Consider the following 25,842-nt stretch of genomic DNA (forward strand, 5'->3'; position numbering starts at 1 on the left):
GGATCACCGCACGCACGGCACCGTCACTATGGCTCGTACGCCGCCAAGGTCGCTCGTCGCCAATTGCAGCGTGCCGCCATATAGGGTGATGAGGTCGCGCACGATCGCCAGGCCAAAACCATAGCCCGTGGCGCTCTCATCCAGGCGAATGCCCGATGTCATCGCCAATTCACGCTGGTCCGGGGGAATGCCGGGGCCGTCATCATCGATGGCGATCATGGCATGGCCTTCGTCCAGCCTGGTCGTCACGCTGACGGTGGTGCGGGCGTGGCGCGCCGCATTGTCGAGCAGATTGCCGATGATTTCCGTCAGGTCATGAACATCCACCGCCACGGCCAGATCGTCGGGTATGTCGGCGCTGATCGAGACATGGCGATGGAGCGCGCCGATCGTCGCCACTAGATCGGCGATCACCGGGGCGGCCAGCGTGGTGGCGCGCCGACCCACGGCCGCCGTCCGGGCGCGGGCCAGATGATGGCGAATGACGCCGTCGATCCGCCGGACCTGCGCCGATGCGACCGGATCGTCACCGACGGTCAGCGCTAATGTCGCCACCGGCGTCTTGAGCGCATGGGCAAGGTTGGCGGCGGACGCGCGGGCGGAAGCCAGCGCCGCCGCGCTGTCGGTCGCCAGCGCATTGAGTTCAACCGCCAGCGGCTTGAGTTCGGCGGGCTGATCCTCATCCACCGCCTGTCGGGCGCCGCGACGGATGCCCGCGACCTGATCCCGCAGCGCCAGGATCGGTCGCAGCCCGAGCCGCAACTGCACGAAAGCGGCGATGGCGAAAATGCCCGCCAGCGTCAGCATCACCGTCAGCAAGGGCACGAGCGCAGAGCGGATCGGGCGCGCGATGACGCCCGGGGGCGCGGCGGCGGACAGGAGCACCGCCCCTGCGGATGTGTCGATGGTGACGGCGCGGGCGTGGACCGGGCCTTCGCGACCTTCTCCCTCGACCGGCATGGGGGACGGTAGAGCTGGTTTGTCCATGCCCAAAGGTCCGCCCGGCGGGGGGCGGCAGCGGCGTAGGTGCCAATGCGGGAAAGTCCGCCGATCCGGCGTGCCCGCGTGGCCCGGTGATGCGCCAGCGCCAGCCCGGGCCACCGCTCAGCACGGCGAGCCTTTGTTCGATGCGCGCCCGGTCGATCGACCCGTCATCGCGCACCGCGCTCGCCATCACGGCGAGCTGCGCGTCGAGCCGCTGGTCCAGACCCTGGGTGACGAAGCGTTCCAGGATGCCCAGCATCGCCCAGCCTGCAATGGTGAGCGCAGCCAGCGTCGCGATGGCGGCCATCACGATCATGCGGGTGCGCAGCGACCAGTTTTTCATGCGCTTTGCTGCCCGCACGTGACGCGATAGCCGCGCCCGCGCACCGTTTCGATCAGGTCCGCGCCGATCTTGCGACGCAGGCGGCCGATGATCACCTCCAGGCTGTTGGAATCGACGTCGGCATCGCCTTCATAGACATGCTCCAGCAGATCGAGCCGTTCCACCACCACCTCCCGCCGCAGGATGAGGTGCGACAGCACGCGCCATTCGAACGCGGTGAGGCGAAGCGGCATCCCGTCCAGTTCGAACTGCCCGGTCTGGCTTTCGAACGATAGCGGGCCGCAGGCGATGCGCGACTGCGCATGACCCGCCGCCCGCCGCACGAGCGCGCGCAGCCGCATCATCAATTCCTCGACACGAAAAGGTTTGGTCAGATAGTCGTCGGCGCCCGCCTTGAACGCGGATACCTTGTCGGCCCAGGCTTCCCGCGCGGTCAGGACAAGTACGGGCAGGTCGCGGCCAGCCTCCCGCCATGCCGCCAGCACCCTGGCGCCGTCCTGCCCCGGCAGGCCGAGGTCGAGCACGGCTGCGTCGTAATTTTCGGTATCGCCTAGATGCTGCGCGTCGATGCCGTCGCGCACCATATCCACGGCGCAGTTTTCCGACCGCAGCGCGCGGGCAATCGCTTCGCCCAGATCGGGATCGTCTTCCACCAGCAGGATGCGCATCGTGTCGCTCTACCTCCACCGCTTAAACCGAAGCTGAACCGATAGGTTCAGCGGGGGTGGGGCACGACTCGTTAGAAAGGGGCCATCGACAACCAAGGAGATATGAGATGGTCGACTGGAAACGTCCAATGGTGCGGGTTTCGCGCCGGACAAGAGTGATGACGGGCGCGGTTGCGCTGCTGGCGCTGGGCGCGGCGGGCGGGGCAGGGGCGGTGTCGCTGACCCGGCCCGCGATAGAGATGGCGCCGACCGTGCCGACGGCGATCGCCCGGCTGCCGCAGACAAGCGGTATCGTGACGGTGAAGGGGCGGGTCGCCGAAGTCTATGGCAACCGCTTCGTGGTGCAGGACGGCAGCGGACGCACGCTGGTCGATGCCGGTCGCGAAGGGGGAAGCGCCGTCCGCACCGGCAGCGGTCTGACCGTACAGGGTCGCTATGATGACGGGCAATTGCGCGCCTCCTATCTTGTCGATCCGCAGGGACAGGTCGAGGCTGTGGACGGACGCCCGCCCCATGGTGGTCCGGCTGGACCCGGCGGTCCGGACGGTCCGCGTGGCGATGGCCCGCCGCCGCCTCCGCCGCCACCCCCGGGCGCAGGCGCACCCCCGCCGCCCCCACCCCCTCCGGGCGGGACGGGCGCAGTACCGCCGCCGCCGCCGCAGGGTGGCAATCCGCCGCCCCCGCCCATGACGCAGGGTACGCCGCCACCAGCCCCCGTGGACGGTCGTGCGCCCCCACCGCCGCCCGCACCGGCTGCTACCCCGCGCCGCTGAACCTGAAGAGAGCCGCCACGTCCCAGCGGGACGTGGCGATTTCCATCATGGCGGCCGGATATTTATTCTACCGCCAGAGTTGTGCCCCCGCGATCATCCTCGGAGACTGACGATGGCATCGGTTCCACTCGGCACTATGACGGTCTCCTCGACGGATCGCACGCGCGCGACCCGATCCTTGCAGGCGTTGAATTTCTTCATGGCCGACATGCAGGCCGGGATCGGCCCGTTTCTGGGCGTCTTCCTGCAACAGCGCGGCTGGCAGACCGGTCCGATAGGGTCGGTGATGACGGCGGGCGGCGTCGCGGGCATGCTGATGACCGCCCCGGCCGGCGCGTTCATCGACCATACCACCCGGAAGCGCTGGGTGGTCGTGATCACCGGCATCTGCACGCTCCTCGCCTCCTTCCTGATCCTGTGGTCGCAGTCGGGCGTGGTGGTGACTGTCAGCCAAGTCGCGACCGCGATCGCGGGCGCGGCGATCGGCCCGGCGGTCGCGGGCATGACGCTGGGCGTGGTGCGGCAACGCGGCTTCAACGACCAGAATGGCCGCAATCAGGCGTGGAACCACGCAGGCAATATGGTGGGGGCCGGTCTGTCCGGCTGGCTGGGCTGGGCCTATGGCATGACCGCCATCTTCTACCTCGCCGCCGTCTTCGGCGTGCTGGCGATCATCGCGGTTCTCTCCATGCCCGAACGCGCGATCGATCACCGCGCCGCGCGCGGGCTGGAAGGGAGTGATGGCGGGGAAGATGACGCCAGCCAGGCGGAAGCGTTCAAGGTCTTGCTGCGCAACAAACCGATGATGGTGCTGGCCCTTTCGCTCGCCTTCTTTCATTTGGGCAATGGGGCGATGCTGCCGCTTTATGGCCTTGCCGTCGTCGGGGCGGGCAAGGGCGACGCGTCGATGTTCACCGCCACCACCGTGATGGTCGCGCAGGCGGTGATGATCCTGGCGAGCATATTGGCGATGAAGATGGTATCCGCGCGCGGCTATTGGCTTGTGCTGCTGATATCTTTTGCCGCTCTCCCGCTGCGCGGCATCATCGCGGGCAGCGTGATCGAACATTGGGGCGTCTGGCCGGTGCAGGCGCTCGATGGTATCGGGGCGGGATTGCAGAGCGTGGCAGTGCCGGGACTGGTCGCCTGCCTGCTCGATGGAACGGGGCGCGTCAATGTGGGGCAGGGGGCGGTAATGACGGTGCAGGGACTGGGGGCGAGCCTGTCGCCCGCGATCGGCGGATGGCTGGCGCAATTGCTGGGCTATCATATCGCCTTTTTCGTGCTGGGCGGTTTCGCGTTGGCGAGCCTGGCGCTGTGGATCGGTTTTGCCGGAATGCTGCGTCCCGCCTGCGCGGGGACGCCTGTCGATGGCGATAGATCCCGGTGACGCTGGTCAACGGCGCGATCTGGGGGATCGCCGCCCTGTCCACCGCAGGCGTGATCGTGCGCCCGATGCGGCTGCCGGAATGGATATGGGCGGTGGTGGGCGCGGTGCTGCTGGTCGCGCTGGGGCTGATCCCCGTCGTCCTGGCGGGCGCGGCCGTGATGAAAGGCCTCGACGTCTATCTCTTCCTGATCGGCATGATGGTGTTGAGCGAGACAGCGCGGTTGCATGGCGTGTTCGATTGGGTAGCCGCCTGGTCGGTCGCCCATGCGCGCGGGTCCGCGACCCGGCTCTTCACCTTGGTCTATCTGGCCGGGGTGGTGGTGACGATCTTCCTCTCCAACGATGCGACCGCCGTGGTGCTGACGCCCGCCGTGTTCGCCGTCGCGCGCAAGGCGAAGGTCGATCCGCTGCCCATGTTGCTGGCCTGCGCCATGGTCGCCAATGCGGCGAGCTTCGTCCTGCCCATTTCCAATCCCGCCAATCTCGTTCTTTATGGCGGGCATACGCCGCCGTTGGGCGCATGGCTCTGCTCTTTCGCGCTGCCATCGATCGGCGCGATCGTGGCGACCTATGTCGCGCTGCGCTTCATGGAGCGGGCGCGGTTGACCGGCGGTTGCGCGATGGCGAGCGAGCGGGTGGCGCTCGACGCGGGGGGCAAGGTGGCGCTGGGCGGCATCCTCGCCACCGCATTGCTGCTGCTGATCGTATCGGCCTTCGATATCCCGCTCGGGCTACCCACGGCGATCGCGGGAACGCTGACCGCGTTCGGAGTCAGTGCGTTGCGTCGGCGCTCGCCCTGGCCGCTATGGGGCGGCGTCGCCTGGGGCGTGTTGCCGCTGGTGGCGGGGCTGTTCGTATTGGTCGAGGCGCTCGACCGGACCGGCGCTTTTGCGCCGATCGTGTCGGCGCTGCACGATGCGGCGCGGGAACCGACGTCCGGCGCGCTGGCGTCCGGCACGATCCTGGCGTTCGCCTCCAACCTCATCAACAACCTGCCCGCCGGGCTGATCGCCAGCACCGCCATCGCGCGGGCGCAGCCGCCGCAGGGCATTATCGACGCGCTATTGATTGGCGTGGACCTGGGGCCGAACCTGTCGGTCACCGGATCGCTGGCGACGATCCTGTGGCTGCAGGTCATCCATCGCGAGGGCGAGGATATCGGCTTCTGGCGATTTGCGAAGGTGGGCGCGGTGGCGATGCCGCTGGCGCTGGCGGCGGCGCTGTTGCTGCGATCGGTTTGATACGGGGCTGCCGAACCGGTTCGGCATCCTGTCCGATCCGAACAGCATAGACATTGCCACAGCCGCACTCCCATCGTGACCACTGGCACCGGACAGGTGCAGAGGACGATCGTCGGCCTTTGGCGGCGAACCGGACTTAGACACGCTCGCGAGCGCGACCGATTCCGAAGGGCCGTGCCAGACTGAGCCGCAGCCACAACTCTTGATTCAGATCTTCGCTAAGTCGGGAGCGTGCATCATCGCATCAGGCCGGCCGCACGCAGAGCATCGTGGATAGTCTTTTCCACGCCGGATTTGGTAGAAGAAGGCGGCGTGGACATGTCGGCCGACAAGGGTTCCAGTCGAGCCACCCTCGCTGCCGGTAGGGGACGCGTGTCACTGTTCGGACGGAGTGCCGTTTGCGCGGCGGGCCGCTCCTGATCGGTGCCCAGCAAGTCCCAGGCGGCGGCAATCCGGTGGGTCGATGAAATGCCTGCCTCAAGCATATGCGCCATCGCCACGCCGCATGCGTCATCGCCGCTGGTGGCAAGGGGCGTGCCATGGCCCATATTGGCGATATGATAGTCTTCGACCACCGGCCGCCCGGTCGCATCCGACCAGATGCGGTGGCGATGACCTGCGATTGTTTCGGTAACATCAGGCGCGTCATTAAGAGCATGAACCGAAAGCCATTGGGCGAGAATGGCGTCCGCGTTCGCAATGCTGACGGTCGTATCCGCGGTGCCATGCCATATCGAGATGTGAGGCCAGGGACCGGCGTGGCTGGACGCGCGGCGCACGCGGTCGCCCAGCGCACTAGGAGGGGCAACGCCGGGATCGCGCATGGCCTCAAGCGCCTGCTGGACATTGGAAGCCGCACCATGCGGCAGCCCCGCGATGATCGCGCCGCCTGCGAAGAGTTCGGGATAGCTTGCCAGCAACACAGACGTCATGGCGCCGCCCGCCGACAGGCCGGTCACGAATATGCGGGCGGGATCGATGTCATGCATGTCCACCATTGCTGCGATCATCTGGCGGATGGAGAGGGTTTCACCCCGGTCGCGCATAGTGTCTGCCGGCGAAAACCAATTGAAGCAAAGATTGGGGTTGTTCGCACGCTGTTGTTCGGGGAACAGCAGGACAAAGCCATATTCGTCAGCCATTTGCGACCAGCCCGCGCCGCGATCATAGCTGTCTGCAGTCTGCGTACAGCCATGTAGAACGACAACGAGGGCTGGTTTTCGTCTGATGTTCGCAGGGACATAGACTTTGGCCTTCAGGGCGCCCGGATTGGTGCCGAACCCTTCAAGGTCGCGCAGTCGGCTCGGACGACCATCATTGTCTGCAAACGAGAAATTTTGCTGCATCGCAGCAAGCCGGGCAATCGTGGTGGATAATTTGGTCACGCCTGCATCTCCATGTTTCAAGCCATCGGCAGATGAGCTGAGCGAATTTATGTTGCACTGCACAATATGGCAGGTAGGATTGGATACACAAGGCTGGGGAGGAAATAATGTCGATCTCCCATGGTCTGATGCGACCGGGACGATCAGACCTCAACCTTCGCTCGCGTCAGTACACATCCCTGCGATAACGCCCGTCCTCGGCGAGCGTTTCCAATCTGCCTTCGCCCAATATGGCTGCCAGCACCGCGTGGACGCCCTGCGCCATGCCTTCCAGGCTGCCGCAGATCAGGATCGTCGCGCCATGGTCGATCCATTCGGCGACGATGTCACCCTGCTGCCGAAGCACGTCCTGAACATAGCGACCGCAGTCGGCATCGCGAGAGAAGCAACGGTCGAGACGGGTCAGCGTGCCATCGGCCAGCCAAGCGGACAGTTCATCGTCGAAAAAGCTGTCATGAGCACGGCTTCGTTCGCCGAAGACCAGCCAATGCCCCTTATGCCCGGCATGCGCCGTGGCACGCAGATGCGCGCGCAGACCGGCAATGCCCGTGCCGTTGCCAATCAGGATCAAGGGGCGCTGCGGTTGGTCGTGCGCGATACGGAAACCAGGGTTTGGCCGCACGCGAAGCGAGGTCGTCGCGCCGACAGGCAGATGGGCGGTCAACCATCCCGATCCGATGCCAAGTCGTCCATCGGCATAGCGAACCTGTCGGATGACGAGGTCGAGCGTACCGTCCGCCGCGATCGACGCTGCGGAATATTCGCGAACGGGCAGGGGGCGGAGGGCGCGCGCGGCGTCGGCCGTGATCGGCTCGCCCGGATCGGGCAGCATCACATCTGCCAGATGCGCGCGCAGCGCCGTCTGCACCTCGATCAAGTCGCCCTCGCGCGCAGGGGCGGACAGGACGGCTTCGATCGCTTCGGGCGGATTGCACGGCTGCGCCTCGACGATGTCGCCAGCCTCCCATTGCGGGCGCACTTCGTCCGTGGGTTCGAACTGCAGGTGGTAGGCTTTCAGGGCATCGCTATCCGGGTTGAGGATGCGCCGCGAAACCAGTCTCCACGCCGCGAAGGGGATTACCGTCTGGCCGCGCGTGGCGTCTGCCGCGCCCAGATCGTGCAAAGCTCCATGCCACTGGCGCTCGGCCCCCTCGTCGGCATGATCCATGGCGATCAGCGGGAAAAGCGGCTTCGCGCCCGCCGCCATAAGCCAGGCGTCTATGCTGCGACCGTAGCCGCAGAAATCGGCATATTCCCGGTCGCCCAACGCCAATATGCCATAATGGAGATGGCCAAGATCAAGGTCGGCATTGCGCAATAGCCGACGGGTGAAACCGCGCGCCATGTCCGGCGGCTCGCCCTCGCCATAGGTGCTGACGACGAACAGGATGCGATGCGCGCTCGCCAGCAGGTCCGGCGTCAGATTGCCGATGGGCAGCACCTGCGCGCGCACGCCGCCCTGCGCAAGCGCCAACGCGGCATTGCGCGCCCGGATTTCCGCGGTGCCGGTCTGGCTGGCAAAGGCGATCAGCATCTGGTCGGCGCTATCCGGCATGGTGCTGTCGGCCCCAAGCGCCTTGGCCTCCCGCTTGCGTCGGCGGCGCGACAGATAAAGCATATAGCCGGTGATCGTGAACAGCGGCATGGTGAGGCTGGTCAGCAGCATGACGATCCGGCCGGGCAGGCCGAAAAAGGCGCCGCGATGCAGTTCGAACATGCTTTGGGTGATGATGACGCCCAACGGTCGGCGATCATACAGATCGCGTTTCTTGAGCGCCGACGTCACGGGATCATAACTGTAGCGATCCGTCTGACGCAGATGCCGGGCATCGGCAGGGCGGGCCTCGAAACTGATCGCTTTCATCGGTTGGGCGGGCGCGGGCCGCGTGATCCGGACCCAGGCATATCCAGCACCCGTCTCCCGTCGGAACGCCGTCCAGGCCGGATCGATCGGCGGACGCGGCGCGACGCCGTCCTTGGTCTTCGCGCGCGCCGCATCCTCGCCGCTGGCCTTGCCCGTCAGTGCATAGGTCACGCCCTGGCGATACCAGTCATAGCTCCACCATAGCCCCGTCAACGCGCTCAGCAGATAGAAAAGCAGCACCCAGGTGCCTATAACGACATGCAGCGCGCGCCACAGATTGCGCCCGGTCTTGCGCAAATCCAGCACGAACCAGGCGCGCCAGTCCAGCGCGCGACGCGGCCAGCGCAGATACAGACCCGACAGCGCGAAGAAGATAAGCGCGATCGCACTGAACGCGGTGATCTGCCGCCCCAGTCCGTTGCCGCCCCCCGGCAAAGCCAGCCAGCGGTGGAGGTCGTCCATCAGGTGAAAGACGTCGGCGCCGACTGGCTCACCCAACCAGCGCCCGGTCGCCCGGTCTATCCGACCCTGCAGTCGTCCCCGCCCATCCACCGCGTTCATACGGACGTTGTGCGACCGATCGCGCGACACCTCCCAATCGAGGCGGCTGATATAATAGCCCGGATGGTCCGCCTGCACGCGCGCGATCAGCCGGTCGGGTGACAAGTCGGCATCGTTCGGCACGCCCGGTGCGTAATGGCGCGGCGACAGCGCCTCGCTGATCTCGTCCTCGAAACTCATCGACGCGCCGGTCACGCCCATCAGCGCCAGGACCAGACCCGCCGTGATGCCCAGGAACCAGTGGATCTGAAATAATATCGTCTTGGTCACCAGAACCCCGTAGCTGCGATGTCCCTGACGGGCCGAACATGGCCTATCCCGCAATCGCCGCAAAAATGCAATTGCGATCAATTTGCAGTAGCGCTATCTGCGCGCCGATATTCATGTCGGGGGAAAAGATAATGAGCGTCTGGTTGATTGCGGCATCGGCCGCTGCGCTGGCGTCCGGCGATGGCGCGCCCGATCAGGTCGAACGCAAGCTGGACGAAGAGATCGTCGTCACCGGCCAGCGTCCCACGTTCAAGACGGAAGTCGTGCAGGTCGGCGCTTTTCGCAACCAGTCGATCCTCGACACGCCTGCCAGCATCGCCGTCATCCCCAGGGCTTTGCTCGATGCGCAGGGCGCGACCGGTCTGGAAGACGCGCTGCGCAACGCGCCGGGCGTCACGCAACAGGCGACAAGCCCCACCACCAGCAATAATTTCGTATCGCGCGGTGTGCTGATGAACGCGCGCACCAATTATCGCCTTAACGGCGCGCTGCAGATCATCAACCTCAGCCCTGTTCCCATAGAGAATAAGCAGCGCGTCGAACTGCTCAAGGGTGTGTCGGCGCTCTATTACGGACTGGCCACGCCGTCGGGCATCGTCAATGTGGTGGCGAAGCGTGCGGGCGACCGGCCGGTCACCAACCTCTTCATCAATGCGGACGTGGAGGGTGGCGCCGGTGCGGGCTTCGATATCGGTCGCAAATTCGGCGACGACGACCAGTTCGGGGTGCGGATCAACGGCTATTCCGCCCATGTCGAAACCCCGATCGACGGCGTCAACGGCTATCGCTACCTCGCCAGCGGCGCGTTCGACTGGCAGGTGACGGACAAGCTTTCGCTGAAATTCGATGTCGAACATTATCGCCGCGCCACCGACGAGCCGGGCGGCATCTCGCTGGCGGCCTTCCAACTGCTCAAGGACGTGCCCGATCCGCACAATCGCTACGCGCCCGATAACATGCCCTACCGCACCTGGTCGACCAACCTGCTTGGGCGGGCGGATTATGCGCTGGGCGACGCCTGGTCGGTGCGGGCCGAAGTCGGCCTGGCCCAGTCCCGGCGCCAGCGCGGCCGCGCGGATTTCAGCTTCACCAACGCCGCATCGGTGGCGACCGGCGCAGGCCGGATCGCGGGCAACTATACGCCCGACCAGGAATATCGGAACGAATATGTCCGCACCGAAATCGCGGGGAAGGTGCCGACCTTTGGCATAGAACATGAACTGCTGTTCGGCTTCGCCCGCAACCGCCAGGTGCAGGAGGACCAGAACCAGCGCAACTACACCGCCGTCGCCCAGAATTTCTATAATCCCCGTCGCATCGCATTCGACGATCTGGTCTTCACCAGCACCCGCTTCCTGGCTGGCAGTGTCAACATTGACACCGGCTTCTACATGCTCGACATCGCCCATGTGGGAGACAAGATCCTGCTGATCGGCGGTGTGCGACGCGTCCTCTACGACACCAAGGATGCGACGGGCGACTATCGGCTGAAGGCCTGGACCCCGACCGGCGGCATCGTGTTCAAGCCGACGCCCAAATCCAGCCTTTACGTCACCTATATCGAGGGACTGGAAAGCGCCGGCACCGCGCCCAGCGGTACGACGAACGAAGGCGACATATTGCGTCCGGTGCTGAGCAAACAGATCGAAGCGGGCGCGCGTATCGAGGTGGCAGGCGCGCTGGCGAGCGTCGCCTATTTCCGGATCGACCGGGGGCTGGGCTATATCGACGCGTCCAACACCTATGTCGTCGATGGCCGGGCCATTCATGAAGGGGTCGAGGGATCGCTGCAGGGCAATCTGACGCCGGCCCTGTCGGTGGCGCTGTCAGGCCAGTATCTCAAAGCCACCCAGCGGGAAACCGGCATTCTGGCGCAGGAAGGCAAGCGGGTGGACAATACGCCACGCTGGTCGGCGTCGCTGTTCGCGGAATATCGCCCGCCCGTCCTGGGCGGCGTCGGCGTCAATGGCGGCATATATTATACCGGCCTGCGCTATGCCGACGCCCTCAACGCCTATCGCATGCCCGCCTATACGACCTACAGCCTGGGGGCGAATTACCAGGTGAAACTGGCGGATGACCGCGCCATGATGTTGCGGGTCAACGCCGACAATGTCACCAACAAGCGCTATTGGTCGACCGGCGGCACCATCTTCTATGTCGGCCTCGCCCGACAGGTCCGTTTTTCGGCCAGCATGGATTTTTAGGGGGCAGGGGGCAGCGGCTGGCAATGACCGATCGTATCATTGCCCGCTCGTAACGTCAGCGCCGCCGAATATGATCTGGTTGCGCGCCTGTGGCTGAAACAGCCCGTAGAGGAATTTCCCGCCCTCTGCGCTGACGGCGTCCAGTGCCGCAAGATGCTGCTGGGGCAACTGGATATCGAGAGCGGCGACATTGTCCGTCACCTGATCGGCACGGCTGACGCCCATTAGGGTGGAGGCGACGCCCGGGCGGCCGACGAGCCAGGCGAGCGCCACCCGCGCCGCCGTTTCGCCCATGTCCGCCGCCACCCGCTTTACCGCCTCCACGATCTGCCAATTTCGAGCCGTGAACAGCGTGTCGCCAAAGGGATTGTCGCCGTCGAGGCGCTTGTCGTCGTCGAACCTTCCCCACGGGCGTCAACCATCAACTTGTGGGAACCCGCAACCTTAGCGCACAAGCCAGGGCTTGCATCAGGAGCGGATATTCGGCCGCACTAATTAATGGATTTTGCTGGTGACCCCTACGGGAATCGAACCCGTGTTTCAGCCGTGAGAGGGCCGCGTCCTAACCGCTAGACGAAGGGGCCAAGGACCGCGCTGGGCGGTCGGCAGGGGCTGCCGTTTAGGCAGGGGCTGCAGTCGCGTCAAGCGAAACTAGCGGCCCGATCTACCCCACATAAAAAACCACCCCATGCAAGCATGGGGTGGCCAGGTTCAGGGAGGAGACGCCTCCAAAGGGGGAGGCGCCCATACGACACACCCGAAAGGGGGGCAGGTGCACCGTATGATTGAGAGATAGGGCAGGTCGCATCGCCTTTCAAGAGGAATGCGACGCCCTTTCCATCAATTTTTCAAACCCTTTCGGGTTAATTTCCCGTTCAGGCGCCTGCCACTTCCGTCGCTGGCTCCGCCGCGGCGGGCAGGGCGATCGGTCCCTTGCCCTGCGAAACCTGCGCTTCGAAAATGTCGCGCATCAGCTGCAGCGAGAAGAGATGCGCGTGGATCAGCGGCAACATGCCGTTCTGGTTGATCTTGCGCAGCTGGTCGCCGCGCAGCTCGCGCAGCTTTTCCTCGTTGATCATGCGGAAGCCGCGATAGACGAAGGGCTGGTCGTTGACCGGCGTCTGGATCGCGACTTCGCCGTCCATCAACAGGTCCAGTTCCTGCAGGTCGCGCACGAACTGCGCGGTGCGGGCGGCGGCCTGTTCGAAATCCTCGCAGAATTTCATCACGCCCTGAGTCAGTTCGCTGGGCTTGCCATCGGTGAACAGCGGCTGGCCGTCCTCGAACACGCCGATCGCGTCGCTGGTGGGATCGAAGCACAGCGACAGGTCGTCGCTGTCGGGACGCAGCTTCGCCAGCATCCAGGGATAGCGACGCACATAGGCGGGCACATAGGCCGGACCGCGCAGCTTGCCGTCATCCTCGACGAAGATGTTGACGCCTTCGTTGAGGCCCATCAGCAGCAGCGGCACCGCATCATTGCCCGCCGAAAAGATGATCGGGGCGAAACGCTGGGCGGCGACGAACTCGTCGATCGTCAGTGGGATGGCGTGCTGGGTCGTCAGGAACGGCGCCGAATCGACCTGGCGGGTGCCATAATCCACATGATCCACGCTGCTGAGCGGCAGCAGGTCGTTGTAGAAGATCGGCAGGGTGTTGGCGGGCGCGCTGGCCATGGTCCGGGTCCATTTCTGTCAATTGCGGCTGCTTGTACCGGCGCGCCGCGGGCTGAATATTGGGGCAGGGCGATAATGGCCTTGCCCGCCATAGGCAATCGCTTTGTCGGTGGTCGGCGCCTTCGCTACGTTCAACCTTCACCGGGCAGGGGGATCAGCTTTCCGGGATTGAACAGCCCCTTGGGGTCGAACGCCGCCTTGATCGCGCGCAGCGCCCCGATCCGCGCTGGCCCCGCCAGCCGCCCCAACTCCGCGCGCTTCATCTGGCCGATGCCATGTTCGGCAGAAATCGAGCCGCCCGCGGCCACCACCGCATCATGGACGAAGGCGTTGATCGCTTGTCCCTGCGCCGCGATCCACGCCGGGCCGTCCGCCGTCCCCTTGGGCGCGCGCACATGGAAATGGACATTGCCATCGCCCAGATGCCCGAAGGAGGAGGCGGTGGTGCCCGCAAACGCCCGTTCCGCCGCATTCGCCGCCTCGATCATGAAGGCCGGCATCTTCGCCACCGGCACGCTGATATCATATTGCAGCGCCGGACCCTGCGCCTTTTCCGATTCCGACAGCGATTCGCGGATGCGCCAGAAGGCGTGCGCCTGCGCCTCGTTGGCGGCGATGGCGGCATCGATCGCGATCCCCTGTTCGAATGCCTGGGCCAGCGCGGCTTCCAGCCGTTCGGCCGGTCCCGGTTCGCTGACGTCGGCATGATCGACTTCGATCAGCACATGCCAGGGCGTGCGCGTTTCGATCGGCGATCGGGTGCCGGGAATATGCCCCAGCACGAATCCCAATGTCTCGTCGGCGATCACCTCGAACCCCTCGACGCTGTCGCCCAGCATCGTCTCGGCCAAGCGCAGCAATGCCAGCGCATCGGCGGGCGTCGCCACCCCGACCCAGCCCACCGCCCGCGCGGCGATCGCCGGGACCAGTCGCAACGACGCCGCAGTGACGACGCCCAGCGTTCCTTCCGCCCCGATCAGCAACTGCTTGATGTCATAGCCGCGATTATCCTTCTTCAGCGCATCCAGCCCGTCGAAGATGCTGCCATCTGGCAACACCGCCTCGATCCCCTCGACCAGCGCGCGCATCGTGCCATGGCGCAACACCTGCGTGCCGCCCGCATTGGTCGACACCAGACCGCCGATCGTGGCGGAGCCTTTCGCGCCCAGGCTCAGCGGAAAGCGCCGCCCTTCCGCCTCTGCCGCGCCATGCAGCACGCTCAGGATCACGCCCGCCTCGCACACCGCCAGATTGTCGCCGGGCGACAGGCTGCGAATCCGGTTCATCCGCCGCAGCGACAGGATCAGCGCCGATCCGTCCGCTGGCGGCGTCGCCCCGCCCACCATCGACGTATTGCCCCCCTGCGGCACCAACGCGACGCCCAACTCCGCCGCCAGCGTCACCGCCGCCGCGACCTCCGCTGTGGAAGCGGGCGACAGGATCGCCACCGCCGCACCATGATAGCGCCCGCGCCAATCATGCACCCAGGGCGCGATATCGTCCGGGTCGGTGATGACGCCCTTCGGCCCGAGCAGCGCGACGAAGCGATCGATAATCTCTTGTTCAATCATGGGACATACCTATGCCCCGGAATTCATCGACGGTTCAACCATTGGTCGATAGCGTGCCTGTCCCATAAAGGGGTCCGTCTTGGTTCATTCCATTTTGCTGCTGCTTTCCGCATCCACCGGCGACCCGGTCCAATGGGCGCAATTGTCGATCCAGCAACGCGTGATCATCCGCGTGCCGATGGCGCGCAAGGGCCGCACGCCTGCCCGCATCGCGCCGGAAGCCCGCAGCGAATGGCAGGAGAAAAAGGGCCGCGCTGCGTCGCCTTGCGATCGATCCGCAGCGCCGCCATCGCCGTGCAAAATGGCGTCGACCTGATCCTGTCCGACAATCATCGCTATCGCGCCCGGCTGGAAAAGGGGTGCGACTCGATCGGCTTCTATTCCGGCTTCTATGTCGAGCCGGACGATGACGGATCGCTGTGTTCGGGTCGGGACGAATTGCAGGCGCGCAGCGGCCTTAGCTGTGCAATCGACAGTTTCCGCCGTCTCATTCCTGCCGACGACGACGATTGACCAGCGCGGTTTGCGCGATTTTCTTGACAACAGACCGATATTTCCGCAATGCGCGGCCGATTTCCGTCTCGCATCCGCGCGGGCGGACAAGCCTCCTGTTCCCGGACCATTGAATGACTTTTGCCGATCTCGGCCTTTCCGACGAATTGCTCAGGGCCGTAACCGAATCCGGTTATGACACGCCCACCCCCATTCAGGCGCAGGCGATCCCGTCCGTCCTGATGATGCGGGACATTATCGGCATCGCCCAGACGGGGACGGGCAAGACCGCCAGCTTCGTGCTGCCGATGATCGATATCCTGGCCCATGGCCGCAGCCGCGCGCGCATGCCGCGCAGCCTGATCCTGGAGCCGACCCGCGAACTTGCAGCGCAAGTGGCGGAGAATTTCGAGAAATACGGGAAGTATCACAAGCTATCGATGGCGCTGCTAATCGGCGGCGTATCGATGGGCGATCAGCTTGCTGCGCTGGAAAAGGGCGTGGACGTCCTGATCGCAACGCCGGGCCGGCTGATGGACCTGTTCGGTCGTGGCAAGATCATGCTCAACGGCTGTTCGCTGCTGGTCATCGACGAAGCCGACCGGATGCTCGACATGGGCTTCATCCCGGATATCGAGGAAATCTGCACCAAGCTGCCCGCGCAGCGTCAGACGCTTCTCTTCTCTGCGACGATGCCGCCGGTGATCAAGAAGCTGGCCGACAAATTCCTGTCCAACCCCAAATCGATCGAAGTTGCGCGCCCCGCCAGCGCTTCGATCAACATCACCCAGCGACTGGTGAAGGTCGACGCGCGCAAGAAGCGCGACGTGCTGTCGAAGATGCTGCGGGAAACCGACGTCACCAGCGCGGTGATCTTCTGCAACCGCAAGACGACCGTGCGCGACCTGAACAAGAGCCTGCAACGCGACGGCTTCAAGTCGGGCGAGATCCATGGCGATATCGACCAGGGGTCGCGCATCGCCGAACTGGAACGGTTCCGCGCCGGGACCGTCAACATCCTGGTCGCGTCCGACGTCGCGGCGCGCGGGCTGGATATCAAGGGCGTCAGCCACGTCTTCAACTATGACGCGCCCTGGCACCCGGACGATTATGTCCACCGTATCGGCCGCACCGGCCGCGCGGGCGCGTCCGGCGTCGCCTATACCTTCGTCACCGACGCCGACGCCGAAGCGATCGACAATATCCAGAAGCTGATCGGCACGAAGATCGAAGTGGTCGGTGCCGCCGATGTCGTCGCATCCGCCGACCCTGCACCCGCAGAAAAGCGCAGCGACAGCGCCCGGACCCGCCCGGCCCGCAAACCGCGCCAGGACAAGCCCAAGGCTGAGGCGCCGCGCGAAGAAGAAGCCCGCGAAGAAACGCCGCGTGACGACACGCCACGCCAGGATCGCGCACGGGACGCGCGTCCCCGTGAAGACGTTCAGCGCGAAGACCGGCCACGGACCGAACGCCCCGATCGCGCGTCCTCCGCACCGCCGCCGCCGCGCCGCCGCAACGACCAGGTCGATGATGGCCCGGACGATGGCTGGAACGGCCCGATGCCGGAATTTCTCAACTTCGGCTTCAACGCCTGACGCGGCCTTGGGATGGGACGGACACCAAATGCTGTCCTATTCCATGCCGCCCTGTCATGATGCGCCCGTCGTCCGCCGCTCGAATGGCGGCTTTCCAATAGGATCGCCGCCGCGCAATGAAATGACAAAATCAGCGGGAAATGTGCGAAGTTAAGCAGCGGACATCCTATTTCTGGCCCGGCCATTGTCGCGCAAGACCGTGTCTAATCCGCCCTTACAACAGCCCTTGCGCCCGCAAGCTGGTATGGCCGGTCGCCGCCATGATGATATGATCATGCACCGTGATCCCCAGCCTTTTGCCCGCCTCCGCAATCTGCCGGGTGATGTCGATATCCTGCCGGCTGGGCGATGGATCGCCGGACGGATGGTTGTGCACCAGGATCAGCGCCGCCGACCCCAGATCCATCGCCCGCTTGATCACTTCCCGCACATAGATCGCCGCCTGATCGATCGACCCGTCGCCCATATGATCGTCGCGGATTAGCATGTTGCGGCTGTTGAGGTGCAGCACCCGCACCCGCTCGATGTTCAGATGCGCCATGTCGGCGCGCAGATAGTCGAGCAGCGCCTGCCAGCTTGCCAGCACCGGCCGCGCCGCCACCTCATTGCGCAGCATCCGCAGCGCGGTCGCCTGCACGATCTTGACGGCGGCGATACTGGTGTCGCCCATGCCGGGCACGCGCGCGATCGATGGCCAGTCGGCGCTCATCAATCCGCCGATCCCGCCAAATTCCCGTAGCAGTGCCTTGGCCAGCGGTTTGGTGTCGCGGCGCGGGATCGCCAGCGCCAGCAGATATTCGATCAGTTCATGATCATGCAGCGCGTCCCCGCCGCTATCCGCCAGTTTCTGGCGCAACCGCGCACGGTGGCCGACGCCGTCATGCGGGATTGGTGCATCCTGTTCCGCCAATTATCGGTCCCCTGTATCGGCCCATTGACGCTATGCGTTGCGGAATCCTGGGGCAAGGATATTTAGGAGGGCGAAGACGTTATGCTCCCGTTACGGATCATCGATGTCGCAGCAAGCCGGGGTTGGCCATAAGCATGGAAGAACAGGACGGCGAAGAGACGGTTCGCCGGGCATGGCTGCGCTGGCTGGGGGTGGGCACCGGATCACTGGCGCTGGTGCTGGCGGCGCTATGGACGCAACGCGCCCCGATCGCGGAAAATTTCGTCAGCCGCGAACTCAACCGCCGCGGCGTGCAGGCCAATTATGATCTGGTGGATGTGGGCCTGCGCACCCAGCGAATCGAAAATATCGTTCTGGGCAATCCCGCCCGGCCCGATCTGACCGCGCGTTGGGTGGAAGTCGATATCGCCTTCGTCGGCCTGACGCCGCAGGTCGCGGCGGTGCGGGCAGGGGGCGTACGCCTGCGCGGTGCCTATCGCGATGGCGTGCTGCGCCTGGGCGAATTGGACAAGTTTCGCGATTTTGACTCGACGGCGCCCTTCAGCCTGCCCGACATGCTGCTATCGGTCGCCGACGCGCGCCTGACGCTGGATACCGATGCCGGTCGAGTCGGGATGCAGTTGGACGGCAACGGCAATCTGCAATCGGGCTTCCGCGGTCGCCTAGCCGCCGCTATGCCGCGCGCCGCGGTGGCGGGATGCGGCCTGACGCAAGCGACCGCGCTGGTCGATATCGCCATGCGGCAGGGGCAGCCCCATCTGTCCGGGCCGGTCCGCGCCGACGCCATCGCCTGCCGGAACGCAGCGACCGCGATGGCGCAGCCGGTCGCGACGATCGACCTCAATCTTAGCCAGGCGCTCGATCATTGGCGCGGGCATGTCGATCTGTCGGGGCAGGCATTCAAGAGCAACGGCCTGGTGCTGGCGTCCCCCGCCGGTCGCATCGATCTTGATGGCACGGCAGCACGGACCGGCGGCAAGCTGCGCCTCGGCGCGAAGGCCGCGACCGGCTTTGGCGCCCTGTTGCGCGATGCCGGGTTGACCGGCGACTGGGTCGTCGGCGCCGAAGGCAGCAGCCTTAAAGGTCAGTTGACGGGGCAGGACTTGCACATGGCGGATCGCGATCCGTTGGCGGGTCTGCGATCCGCGACCGCCGCCACGCCGGTCGGCCCGCTCGCCACCCGCCTCGCTGATGCGGTACAACGCGCAGGCGCGGCCAACCAGATGCGAACAGGTTTCGCCCTGGTGCAAAAACAGGGCGGCGGCAGCATCGTCATCACCGACGCCGCGCTGAACGCCCGCAGCGGCGCGCGCATCGGCCTGGCGCGCGGTGGACAGGCGACGCTGTCCTGGCCGGGCAAGCGCGGCGGTCTGGACTGGGCTTTGGACGGCGCGTTGTCGAGCGACGGCGGCGGCCTGCCGCGCGGCGCACTACGCCTGGCGCGGCGACCGAGCGGCGGGTTCGGCGGCGAATTGTTCGTCGATCCCTATGTCGCGGGCGACGCGCGTCTGGCGCTGGACCGGGTGCGCTTCGCCGCCGACGCCAACGGCGCAACCCGATTCGCCACCACGCTGCGTCTTGATGGGCCGTTACCTGACGGCGATCTGCGCGGTTTGACCGTACCAGTCATAGGCCGCATGGCCGCCAATGGCGCGCTATCCATCAATCCAGCCTGCGTACCCCTGTCGTTCACGGCCGCTCGCTATGGTGCCTTCGCGCTGGGCCAGACCCGCCAGACGCTCTGCCCGGTCGGCGGTGGCGCGATGTTCGCCACCGGACCAGGCGGCGCCAGCGGCGGCGCGGAAATCCGCGATCTTGCCCTGGTCGGTCGCAATGGCGATAGCCCGATGCGCCTGACCGCCGCCAGCGCGCGCATGCTGTGGGGCAGCACCGGCTTCGCGCTCGCTAGTCCGGCGCTCACCATCGGCCCGCAGGACGCGCCGGTACGCCTGTCCGCCGCCACGCTGGACGGCGCGGTGACCAAGGACGGCTTTGCTGGCAAGCTGAGCGGCGCGGGCGGCCAGATCGGCAATGTGCCGCTGATCATGGAGCAGGGCGCGGGCGACTGGCGTTTTGCCCAGGGTGCCCTGGCGCTGCGCGCCGCCGTTACCGTGCGCGATTCGCAGGCGCCCGCCCGTTTCGTCCCGCTGGCCGTCCCCGACTTCGCGCTCGCGCTGAAAGACGGCCGCATCACCGCCACCGGAACGCTCACCGCCACCCGCAACAGCACGAAGGTCGCCGGTGTCGATATCGTCCACAACCTGTCGAGCGGCAAGGGCCATGCCGACCTGTCGGTGCCGCGCCTGACCTTCGGGCCGGGCCTCCAGCCGGAGGATGTGACCCCGTTGACGCTGGGCGTCGTCGCTAACGTGACCGGCGACGTCACCGGGCAGGGGCGGATCGACTGGACCGGATCGGCCGTCACCTCGACCGGCACCTTCCGCACCGATAACGCCAATCTCGCCGCCGCCTTCGGCCCGGTGCAGGGATTGTCGGGGGAAATCCACTTCACCGACCTCATCGGCCTGGTCACCGCCCCGGGGCAGGAAGCGCGGATCAAGTCGGTCAATCCCGGCGTCGAAGCACGCGACGGCGTCATACGCTATCGTTTGGAAGCCGGGCAGAAGGTGCGAGTGGAGGGCGGCGGCTGGCCCTTCTCCGGCGGCGAACTCACGCTGCTGCCCACCACCATGGATTTCAGCGCCAATGTCGATCGCTACCTGACCTTCCGCGTCGTCGGCCTGGATGCAGGCGCATTCATCCAGGCGATGGAACTGGACAATATCTCCGCCACCGGCACGTTCGACGGCATCATGCCGTTGATCTTCAATGCGCAGGGCGGTCGCGTGGCGGGCGGCGTGCTGGTCGCCCGGCAACAGGGCATGCCGCCGCTCATCATGCCCGAAGGCGTGCTGCCGACCATCCCCTGCGATCCCACGCGCCAGTCCGGCGTGCTCTCCTATGTCGGGCCGGTGTCCAACGAGCAGCTTGGCGTCATGGGGAAAATGGCCTTCGACGCGCTCAAGAATCTCCAATATAAATGCCTCACCATATTGATGGACGGCGCGCTGGATGGAGAGATGGTGACGAACGTCGTGTTCAACGGCGTCAATCGCGGCAAGCTGGGCGATGCGCCGGGCGGCATCGCCCGCAGCTTCATCGGCTTGCCCTTCATCTTCAACGTCCGGGTTTCCGCGCCCTTCCGCGGGCTGCTCGGCACGGCCCAATCCTTCATCGACCCGTCGCAGCTGATCCAGAACAGCATCGGCGACAAGGTGCAGCAGGAAATGAAGGTAAAGAACGGCCTTGCGGTTCAGCCTGCGGAAAGCGACACTGTGCCAAACGGGGAACGCAAATGAAGACACAGGCAATCATGATCGCGGCATTGGCCGCTTCCGCACTGGGGGGCTGCATTCAGGTGAAGGCGCCCGACAAGCCGATTGAAATCAACCTGAACGTCAAGGTGCAGCAGGAGGTCGTGGTCAAGCTGCAACGCGACGCGCAGGATCTTATTCAGAATAACCCGGAGTTGTTCCCGCAATGACACGCAAGATGCTCATGTTCGCCGCTGGCGCCGCAGTTGCGCTGGCAAGCGGCCTCATCATGACCGCGCCCGCCCGCGCCCAGTCCGGCGCAGTGGCCGCCGCCATCGCGGCCGGGACGGTCGGTGAACAGGCCGACGGCTATCTCGGCATCGCCGGGACGGTCGGCGCAGACGTCCGCTCCGAAGTCGAATCGATCAACATCAAGCGCCGCGCCGCCTATACCCAGCTGGCGGGTCAGCGCGGCGTGACCGTGCAGGACGTGGCTGCCGCTACCGGTTGCCAAACGCTCAGCAGCCGGGTGAGGCAGGGCCAGGCTTATCGCATCGGCACAGGCGCCTGGCAGACCAAGGGGGCAGGGGCGATTTCGTTGCCAGCCTATTGCGCGACCGCTGGTTGATCGCCGCTAGTTATGGGGTGAGCGGCAAGGGTCGGTAACATAAGCCCCTTTCCGGCACCCCATGCGGGACCATCCCGATCTATGTCCATAAGATCGGCCGCCTATTCAAATCCGCTCAAGGCGTGATTGGTGGTGGCTGCAACGAATAATGCGCGTGCACCAGCCGCCAATCGCCTTTGCCAGATCGGATATAGACCTGACTTTCGCGCCCACCGCGCGTGTGGAGTTCCTTGCCGCTCGTCATCACCCCATCAAAATCCCAGGTAAATTCTGCGACCGCAGTGTTGCCGAAAACCTGTATCGCGGGCGCGACGACCAAACGCAGATCGCGTTTTGTGAATTTGTCGCGAAAAAACGCATGGACCGCGCCGTTGATCGCGGGCCAGCCTTTATGGATACCCGTGGTGTTGATGAAGGTGATATCGCCGCTGTCGGCCCATATCATTTTGGCTGCATCGACATCGCCATCGTTGATCGAAGCGACATAGCGATCGATCTGTCGTGCAACCGCCGCCTGCGCCTTGGACATGGGCGCCGACGCATTGACCGCCGGTGCCTGCGCTATGGCCTGAGCGGGAAGCGCGGCGGCGAGGCAGGACACAGCCATCATCATCTTCAAACCAACAGTCATTACGGCACCCCATCCCTAGCGCAAAGCACGACGGCAAACCTTATGGCCCGCCTTCGATGTGGAACCTAGGTGACGGAATTCTTGGACTGTCAGGTTTTTCTCTACAGATCGCCCATCCATCAAATGAGCCGCCGGAAACCATCGTCAATCCCGTCCGCGCCGCTTTGGCCTTGCCTCCGCTATCCCACGCGCTTGCTCGCAAAAGGGCGACAGGAAATCATAGACCTGCCCGGTCAGTTGATCCACCGCCAGCGAATATAACACATATTGCCCGCGCTTCTGCTCACGCACCACACCGGCCGCTTTCAGCACCGCCAGATGCTTAGAAATGGACGGCATCGCCATCTCGAAATTGTCGGCGATCTCGCCCACCGTCATCGGTTCTTCCGCCAGATGGCGCAGGATGCGGCGGCGTGGTTCGGACGCCAGAGCTTTGAACAATTGGTCCATGCAAATTTAGCTAAATAGGAAAATGGCTAAGCGCAAGGTTTGTTTTGGCTTCCACGCAAAAGGCGGTTTTACTGACGTTTGCTTGGTTGACACTCCCCCCAACCCTTTCTAGAGGGGCGTCGCCTTGACGGGTGCAGCCGCAAGCGCCATGCCGACGCCATGGGTTGATACAGCCCGATGGAGACGATGCATGGCAGCGGAGACACCCGGACAGGACCCGGCGGGCGAGGACTTGCGGATCGCTTCTCTTGAGGAGCGGATCGCGAAGGCAGAGCATGTCGAAAAGGTCAGGCAGGGAGCCAAGGGGCAAGCGGCGGACGATGGTTCGCGGTTGGGCAACCGGGTTCTTGCGGAACTGATCGGCGGTCTTGTCGGCGGTGCGTTGATCGGCTGGGTTCTTGACCGGCTGTTCGGCACAACGCCCTGGCTCCTGCTGGTCTTCCTCGGTCTTGGGATCGTGGCGGCGTTCAGGAACATCATCAGATTGACGACGACGAAGCGTCCCGACCAATAAGGTCGCTTTCGTCCTAGTCCGATTACAGGCGTTACAGGGGTCAACGTGGCAGAATCCGGCAAAATCGATCCGATGCATCAATTTGCTATCGAACCTTTGTTCGGTACGGATCACCTGTCGATCGGCGGCTTCAACATCGCCTTCACCAACAGCGCGCTCTATATGGTGCTGGCTGCTGTGGTGCTGTGGATCTTCGTCATCGGCGGCATGAAGCGCGAACTAGTGCCGGGTCGCTGGCAGATGGCGGTCGAATATTTCACCGGCTTCATCAAGAATTTGCTGATCTCCAACGTGGGTGAGGGCGGCAAGAAATATATTCCTTACGTCTTCTCGCTCTTCATGTTCATCCTGCTGGCGAACCTGCTGGGTCTGCTGCCGCTGGGTCTGGTCGGGCTCCACCCCTTCACCTTCACCAGCCACTTCACCGCGACCGGCGTGCTCGCCATCATGAGCTTCTCGATCGTGCTGATCGTCGGTTTTGCCAAGCATGGCTTCCATTTCTTCTCGCTGTTCATCCCCCACGGCACGCCCGTGGCGATGGTGGTGCCGCTCTTCTTCATCGAACTCGTTTCCTTCATGGTGCGCCCGTTCAGCCTTGGCCTGCGACTGTTCGTCGCGATGACCGCTGGACACGTGTTGCTGAAGGTGCTGGCGGGCTTCGTCATCAACAGCGCTAACGCGTCGCCCATGCTGGGCCTGACCGTCGGCACCGCCAGCTTCGTCCTGATGATCGGCATCAGCGCGCTGGAAATGCTGGTCGCGGTCATCCAGGCCTATGTGTTTGCGCTGCTGACCTCGGTCTATCTGAACGATGCCGAGAACCTGCACTAAGTTTTTCAAGTTTCGCCTGATTTCTTCAACATTTATCTGATCTTACAAGGGAGTTTACGACATGGACGCAGAAGCCGCAAAGCTGCTCGGTGCTGGCCTGGCCGCCATTGGTGCGGGCATCGCTGCCCTCGGTGTGGGCAACGTGTTCAGCGCGTTCCTCGAAGGCGCGCTGCGCAATCCTGGCGCTGCTGATGGCCAGCAGGGTCGTCTGTTCATCGGTTTCGCCGCGGCGGAACTTCTGGGTCTGCTGGCGTTCGTTATCGCCATGATCCTGGTGTTCGTGGCCTAACACACGAAATTCGGAGCGGGCAGGGTGGCTTCGTGCCATATCCTTGCCCGCTTCCCTTATTGACCGCCCTCTGACCGGACGGACCCGTAAAATGCCTCAAATCGCGCAAATTGCCGACACCTATTCCAGTCAGATTTTCTGGTTGCTGGTGACGTTCGGCTTCGTCTTCTTCGTCATCGGCCTTGGCATGGTGCCAAAGGTTCAGGGTACGGCGGACGCGCGCGACGCGAAGATCAGCGGTGATCTGGACGCCGCCAAGGCGGCCTTCGCCCGCGCCGACGAAGCGGAGGCGGATTATCGCAGCCGTGACGCCGGCAACCGCGCCGCCGCTCAGGCGACGCTGGCACAGGCCAAGAGCGAAGCCGCCAAGGCTTCCGAAGTCCGTCTCGCCGCCGCCGATGCGGTCGTCGCAGACCGGATCGCCGCCGCCGAAGCCCGTATCCAGGGCGCCAGCCAGGCGGCCATGGCAGAAATCGAAACCGTCGCCGCCGATGCGGCGCGCGACATGGTGGCGCGTATCTCCGGCGTGGACGCGTCGGACGAAGCCGCCCGCAACGCAGTAAAGGCGGCACTGGCCCATGGCTGAGGCAGCATCCCATAGCGCATCGGAGGTTCCGCACTTGAACCAGGCGATCCACAGCGAAGGCATGGAGCCGGTCGGCACCGTCGCCCATGAAGGCGTAGCGCCCCATACCGATCCCAAGGCGGTCGGCATGGACGCCACCGCCTGGGTCAGCCTGGCGATGGCGGTGTTCATCGTCATCCTGCTGGTCAAGAAAGTGCCTGCGTTGATCGGCGGCGCGCTGGACGGCCGGATTGCCCAGATCAAGGAACAGCTGGCCGAAGCCTCGCGCCTGCGCGCCGAAGCCGAAACGCTCAAGGGCGAATATGAAGCCAAGCTGGCCGCCGCGGCCGGTGAAGCCGACGCCATGCGCAAGGCCGCCGAGCATGAAGCCGAAGGGCTGATCGCCGACGCCAAGGTGAACGCCGAAGCGCTGGTCGCCCGTCGCGAAAAAATGGCCAAGGACAAGATCGGCGCCGCCGAACGCGCCGCGATCACCGCCATCCGCGCGAAAGCGGTCAACGCAGCCACCACCGCCGCCGCCGTCCTGATCGCGCAGGGCCACGACGCCACGGCCGACAAGGCGCTGGTGGACAGCGCCATCGGCAGGCTCGGCACGATCAACTGATCGGTTCGACCTGAACGGAAAAGGGCCGGTGCGCATCGTCGCACCGGCCCTTTTTCGTTTTCAAG

The 25,842-nt window shown here is 64.9% G+C and carries 23 protein-coding genes, 1 tRNA gene and 2 pseudogenes; 15 read left to right on the forward strand and 11 right to left on the reverse strand.

Annotated elements, in window-relative coordinates; all coding sequences use genetic code 11:
- Positions 1 to 3: 3 nt before the first annotated feature.
- Complete coding sequence (locus tag U5A89_RS09485) at positions 4 to 960, reverse strand: sensor histidine kinase (protein WP_338160911.1); 957 nt, start codon at positions 958 to 960, stop codon at positions 4 to 6.
- Between the two features lie 116 nt (positions 961 to 1,076).
- On the opposite strand from U5A89_RS09485, the gene U5A89_RS09490 reads away from it, so the two are divergent.
- Positions 1,077 to 1,349 carry a hypothetical protein gene (locus U5A89_RS09490; RefSeq protein WP_338160912.1) on the forward strand — a complete coding sequence of 91 codons (273 nt, stop codon included), beginning with the start codon at positions 1,077 to 1,079 and terminating at the stop codon, positions 1,347 to 1,349.
- On the opposite strand, the gene U5A89_RS09495 is transcribed toward U5A89_RS09490, so the two are convergent.
- Complete coding sequence (locus U5A89_RS09495; protein WP_338160913.1) at positions 1,324 to 1,995, reverse strand: response regulator transcription factor; 672 nt, start codon at positions 1,993 to 1,995, stop codon at positions 1,324 to 1,326. The genes U5A89_RS09490 and U5A89_RS09495 overlap by 26 nt on opposite strands.
- Before the next feature lie 158 nt (positions 1,996 to 2,153).
- Between U5A89_RS09495 and U5A89_RS09500 the strand changes: the two genes are divergently transcribed.
- The 3 genes from U5A89_RS09500 to U5A89_RS09510 all read left to right on the forward strand — a co-directional run bounded on the left by U5A89_RS09500 (position 2,154) and on the right by U5A89_RS09510 (position 5,399).
- Positions 2,154 to 2,768: a hypothetical protein gene (locus U5A89_RS09500; RefSeq protein WP_338160914.1), complete on the forward strand. Its 615-nt coding sequence runs from the start codon at positions 2,154 to 2,156 to the stop codon at positions 2,766 to 2,768.
- Positions 2,769 to 2,904: 136 nt separating this feature from the next.
- The gene (locus tag U5A89_RS09505) at positions 2,905 to 4,158 is read left to right on the forward strand and encodes an MFS transporter (RefSeq protein WP_338160915.1); all 1,254 of its coding nucleotides are present in this window, start codon (positions 2,905 to 2,907) and stop codon (positions 4,156 to 4,158) included.
- Positions 4,155 to 5,399: an arsenic transporter gene (locus tag U5A89_RS09510; RefSeq protein WP_338160916.1), complete on the forward strand. Its 1,245-nt coding sequence runs from the start codon at positions 4,155 to 4,157 to the stop codon at positions 5,397 to 5,399. Before U5A89_RS09505 ends, U5A89_RS09510 begins: the two co-directional genes overlap by 4 nt.
- 236 nt (positions 5,400 to 5,635) lie before the next feature.
- Here the strand turns inward: U5A89_RS09510 and U5A89_RS09515 are convergent, their stop codons facing one another.
- Together U5A89_RS09515 and U5A89_RS09520 are read right to left on the reverse strand one after the other, a co-directional pair.
- Positions 5,636 to 6,784, reverse strand: coding sequence for an extracellular catalytic domain type 1 short-chain-length polyhydroxyalkanoate depolymerase (locus U5A89_RS09515; RefSeq protein ID WP_338160917.1), 1,149 nt, complete (start codon positions 6,782 to 6,784; stop codon positions 5,636 to 5,638).
- A 166-nt stretch (positions 6,785 to 6,950) separates the two neighbouring features.
- A complete protein-coding gene (locus U5A89_RS09520) occupies positions 6,951 to 9,479 on the reverse strand; it encodes a sulfite reductase flavoprotein subunit alpha (RefSeq protein WP_338160918.1) in 2,529 nt (842 codons plus the stop codon).
- A gap of 131 nt (positions 9,480 to 9,610) precedes the next feature.
- Between U5A89_RS09520 and U5A89_RS09525 the strand changes: the two genes are divergently transcribed.
- Positions 9,611 to 11,686 (forward strand): TonB-dependent receptor, encoded by a 2,076-nt coding sequence (locus tag U5A89_RS09525; protein ID WP_338160919.1) that lies wholly within the window; start codon positions 9,611 to 9,613, stop codon positions 11,684 to 11,686.
- A gap of 36 nt (positions 11,687 to 11,722) precedes the next feature.
- Here the strand turns inward: U5A89_RS09525 and U5A89_RS09530 are convergent.
- From U5A89_RS09530 to U5A89_RS09545, 4 genes and pseudogenes are all read right to left on the reverse strand, one after another.
- Positions 11,723 to 12,043 (reverse strand): annotated as a pseudogene (locus U5A89_RS09530) (aldo/keto reductase); the annotation flags it as partial.
- Positions 12,044 to 12,195: 152 nt separating this feature from the next.
- Positions 12,196 to 12,270: transfer RNA gene (locus U5A89_RS09535), tRNA-Glu, on the reverse strand.
- 291 nt (positions 12,271 to 12,561) lie between these two features.
- A complete protein-coding gene (locus U5A89_RS09540; protein WP_338160920.1) occupies positions 12,562 to 13,362 on the reverse strand; it encodes a SapC family protein in 801 nt (266 codons plus the stop codon).
- Positions 13,363 to 13,493: 131 nt separating this feature from the next.
- Entirely contained in the window at positions 13,494 to 14,933 is a 1,440-nt protein-coding gene (locus U5A89_RS09545) for an FAD-binding oxidoreductase (protein WP_338160921.1), read from the reverse strand.
- A 79-nt stretch (positions 14,934 to 15,012) separates the two neighbouring features.
- Between U5A89_RS09545 and U5A89_RS09550 the strand changes: the two are divergent.
- A pseudogene (locus U5A89_RS09550) lies at positions 15,013 to 15,446 on the forward strand (hypothetical protein).
- A 113-nt stretch (positions 15,447 to 15,559) separates the two neighbouring features.
- Entirely contained in the window at positions 15,560 to 17,020 is a 1,461-nt protein-coding gene (locus U5A89_RS09555) for a DEAD/DEAH box helicase (RefSeq protein WP_338160922.1), read from the forward strand.
- Positions 17,021 to 17,234: 214 nt separating this feature from the next.
- Here the strand turns inward: U5A89_RS09555 and radC are convergent, their stop codons facing one another.
- Positions 17,235 to 17,930 carry a RadC family protein gene (gene radC, locus U5A89_RS09560; RefSeq protein ID WP_338160923.1) on the reverse strand — a complete coding sequence of 232 codons (696 nt, stop codon included), beginning with the start codon at positions 17,928 to 17,930 and terminating at the stop codon, positions 17,235 to 17,237.
- A 134-nt stretch (positions 17,931 to 18,064) separates the two neighbouring features.
- Between radC and U5A89_RS09565 the strand changes: the two genes are divergently transcribed.
- Genes U5A89_RS09565 through U5A89_RS09575 form a run of 3 tightly spaced genes read left to right on the forward strand, consistent with a single transcriptional unit; the run spans position 18,065 to position 21,872 of the window.
- Positions 18,065 to 21,289 (forward strand): intermembrane phospholipid transport protein YdbH family protein, encoded by a 3,225-nt coding sequence (locus U5A89_RS09565; RefSeq protein ID WP_338160924.1) that lies wholly within the window; start codon positions 18,065 to 18,067, stop codon positions 21,287 to 21,289.
- Positions 21,286 to 21,474 (forward strand): YnbE family lipoprotein, encoded by a 189-nt coding sequence (locus U5A89_RS09570; RefSeq protein ID WP_338160925.1) that lies wholly within the window; start codon positions 21,286 to 21,288, stop codon positions 21,472 to 21,474. The genes U5A89_RS09565 and U5A89_RS09570 overlap by 4 nt, the downstream gene beginning before the upstream one ends.
- Positions 21,471 to 21,872 (forward strand): YdbL family probable chaperone protein, encoded by a 402-nt coding sequence (locus U5A89_RS09575; RefSeq protein WP_338160926.1) that lies wholly within the window; start codon positions 21,471 to 21,473, stop codon positions 21,870 to 21,872. Before U5A89_RS09570 ends, U5A89_RS09575 begins: the two co-directional genes overlap by 4 nt.
- A gap of 115 nt (positions 21,873 to 21,987) precedes the next feature.
- Here the strand turns inward: U5A89_RS09575 and U5A89_RS09580 are convergent, their stop codons facing one another.
- Both U5A89_RS09580 and U5A89_RS09585 read right to left on the reverse strand, forming a co-directional pair.
- Positions 21,988 to 22,401 (reverse strand): YybH family protein, encoded by a 414-nt coding sequence (locus tag U5A89_RS09580; protein ID WP_338160927.1) that lies wholly within the window; start codon positions 22,399 to 22,401, stop codon positions 21,988 to 21,990.
- A gap of 246 nt (positions 22,402 to 22,647) precedes the next feature.
- Positions 22,648 to 22,953: a metalloregulator ArsR/SmtB family transcription factor gene (locus tag U5A89_RS09585; protein ID WP_338160928.1), complete on the reverse strand. Its 306-nt coding sequence runs from the start codon at positions 22,951 to 22,953 to the stop codon at positions 22,648 to 22,650.
- Positions 22,954 to 23,143: 190 nt separating this feature from the next.
- Here U5A89_RS09585 and U5A89_RS09590 point away from each other — a divergent pair, with 190 nt between their 5' ends.
- From U5A89_RS09590 to U5A89_RS09610, 5 genes are all read left to right on the forward strand, one after another.
- The gene (locus U5A89_RS09590) at positions 23,144 to 23,467 is read left to right on the forward strand and encodes an AtpZ/AtpI family protein (RefSeq protein ID WP_338160929.1); all 324 of its coding nucleotides are present in this window, start codon (positions 23,144 to 23,146) and stop codon (positions 23,465 to 23,467) included.
- Between the two features lie 45 nt (positions 23,468 to 23,512).
- Entirely contained in the window at positions 23,513 to 24,298 is a 786-nt protein-coding gene (locus U5A89_RS09595; protein ID WP_338160930.1) for a F0F1 ATP synthase subunit A, read from the forward strand.
- Positions 24,299 to 24,359: 61 nt separating this feature from the next.
- Positions 24,360 to 24,587, forward strand: coding sequence for a F0F1 ATP synthase subunit C (locus U5A89_RS09600; RefSeq protein ID WP_006961951.1), 228 nt, complete (start codon positions 24,360 to 24,362; stop codon positions 24,585 to 24,587).
- A 91-nt stretch (positions 24,588 to 24,678) separates the two neighbouring features.
- Entirely contained in the window at positions 24,679 to 25,173 is a 495-nt protein-coding gene (locus tag U5A89_RS09605) for a F0F1 ATP synthase subunit B family protein (RefSeq protein ID WP_338160931.1), read from the forward strand.
- Positions 25,166 to 25,777, forward strand: coding sequence for a F0F1 ATP synthase subunit B family protein (locus tag U5A89_RS09610; RefSeq protein ID WP_338160932.1), 612 nt, complete (start codon positions 25,166 to 25,168; stop codon positions 25,775 to 25,777). Before U5A89_RS09605 ends, U5A89_RS09610 begins: the two co-directional genes overlap by 8 nt.
- Positions 25,778 to 25,842 lie beyond the last annotated feature (65 nt).

The sequence above is a fragment of the Sphingobium sp. HWE2-09 genome, from assembly GCF_035989265.1.
Classification (GTDB): Bacteria; Pseudomonadota; Alphaproteobacteria; order Sphingomonadales; family Sphingomonadaceae; genus Sphingobium.

Coding starts and splice junctions, on each gene's coding strand:
- U5A89_RS09485 (WP_338160911.1), bottom strand. CDS start 960: ATGCCGGTCGAGGGAGAAGGTCGCGAAGGCCCGGTCCACGCCCGCGCC.
- U5A89_RS09490 (WP_338160912.1), top strand. CDS start 1,077: ATGCGCCAGCGCCAGCCCGGGCCACCGCTCAGCACGGCGAGCCTTTGT.
- U5A89_RS09495 (WP_338160913.1), bottom strand. CDS start 1,995: ATGCGCATCCTGCTGGTGGAAGACGATCCCGATCTGGGCGAAGCGATT.
- U5A89_RS09500 (WP_338160914.1), top strand. CDS start 2,154: ATGACGGGCGCGGTTGCGCTGCTGGCGCTGGGCGCGGCGGGCGGGGCA.
- U5A89_RS09505 (WP_338160915.1), top strand. CDS start 2,905: ATGACGGTCTCCTCGACGGATCGCACGCGCGCGACCCGATCCTTGCAG.
- U5A89_RS09525 (WP_338160919.1), top strand. CDS start 9,611: ATGAGCGTCTGGTTGATTGCGGCATCGGCCGCTGCGCTGGCGTCCGGC.
- U5A89_RS09540 (WP_338160920.1), bottom strand. CDS start 13,362: ATGGCCAGCGCGCCCGCCAACACCCTGCCGATCTTCTACAACGACCTG.
- U5A89_RS09545 (WP_338160921.1), bottom strand. CDS start 14,933: ATGATTGAACAAGAGATTATCGATCGCTTCGTCGCGCTGCTCGGGCCG.
- U5A89_RS09555 (WP_338160922.1), top strand. CDS start 15,560: ATGACTTTTGCCGATCTCGGCCTTTCCGACGAATTGCTCAGGGCCGTA.
- U5A89_RS09565 (WP_338160924.1), top strand. CDS start 18,065: ATGGAAGAACAGGACGGCGAAGAGACGGTTCGCCGGGCATGGCTGCGC.
- U5A89_RS09570 (WP_338160925.1), top strand. CDS start 21,286: ATGAAGACACAGGCAATCATGATCGCGGCATTGGCCGCTTCCGCACTG.
- U5A89_RS09575 (WP_338160926.1), top strand. CDS start 21,471: ATGACACGCAAGATGCTCATGTTCGCCGCTGGCGCCGCAGTTGCGCTG.
- U5A89_RS09580 (WP_338160927.1), bottom strand. CDS start 22,401: ATGTCCAAGGCGCAGGCGGCGGTTGCACGACAGATCGATCGCTATGTC.
- U5A89_RS09585 (WP_338160928.1), bottom strand. CDS start 22,953: ATGGACCAATTGTTCAAAGCTCTGGCGTCCGAACCACGCCGCCGCATC.
- U5A89_RS09590 (WP_338160929.1), top strand. CDS start 23,144: ATGGCAGCGGAGACACCCGGACAGGACCCGGCGGGCGAGGACTTGCGG.
- U5A89_RS09600 (WP_006961951.1), top strand. CDS start 24,360: ATGGACGCAGAAGCCGCAAAGCTGCTCGGTGCTGGCCTGGCCGCCATT.
- U5A89_RS09605 (WP_338160931.1), top strand. CDS start 24,679: ATGCCTCAAATCGCGCAAATTGCCGACACCTATTCCAGTCAGATTTTC.
- U5A89_RS09610 (WP_338160932.1), top strand. CDS start 25,166: ATGGCTGAGGCAGCATCCCATAGCGCATCGGAGGTTCCGCACTTGAAC.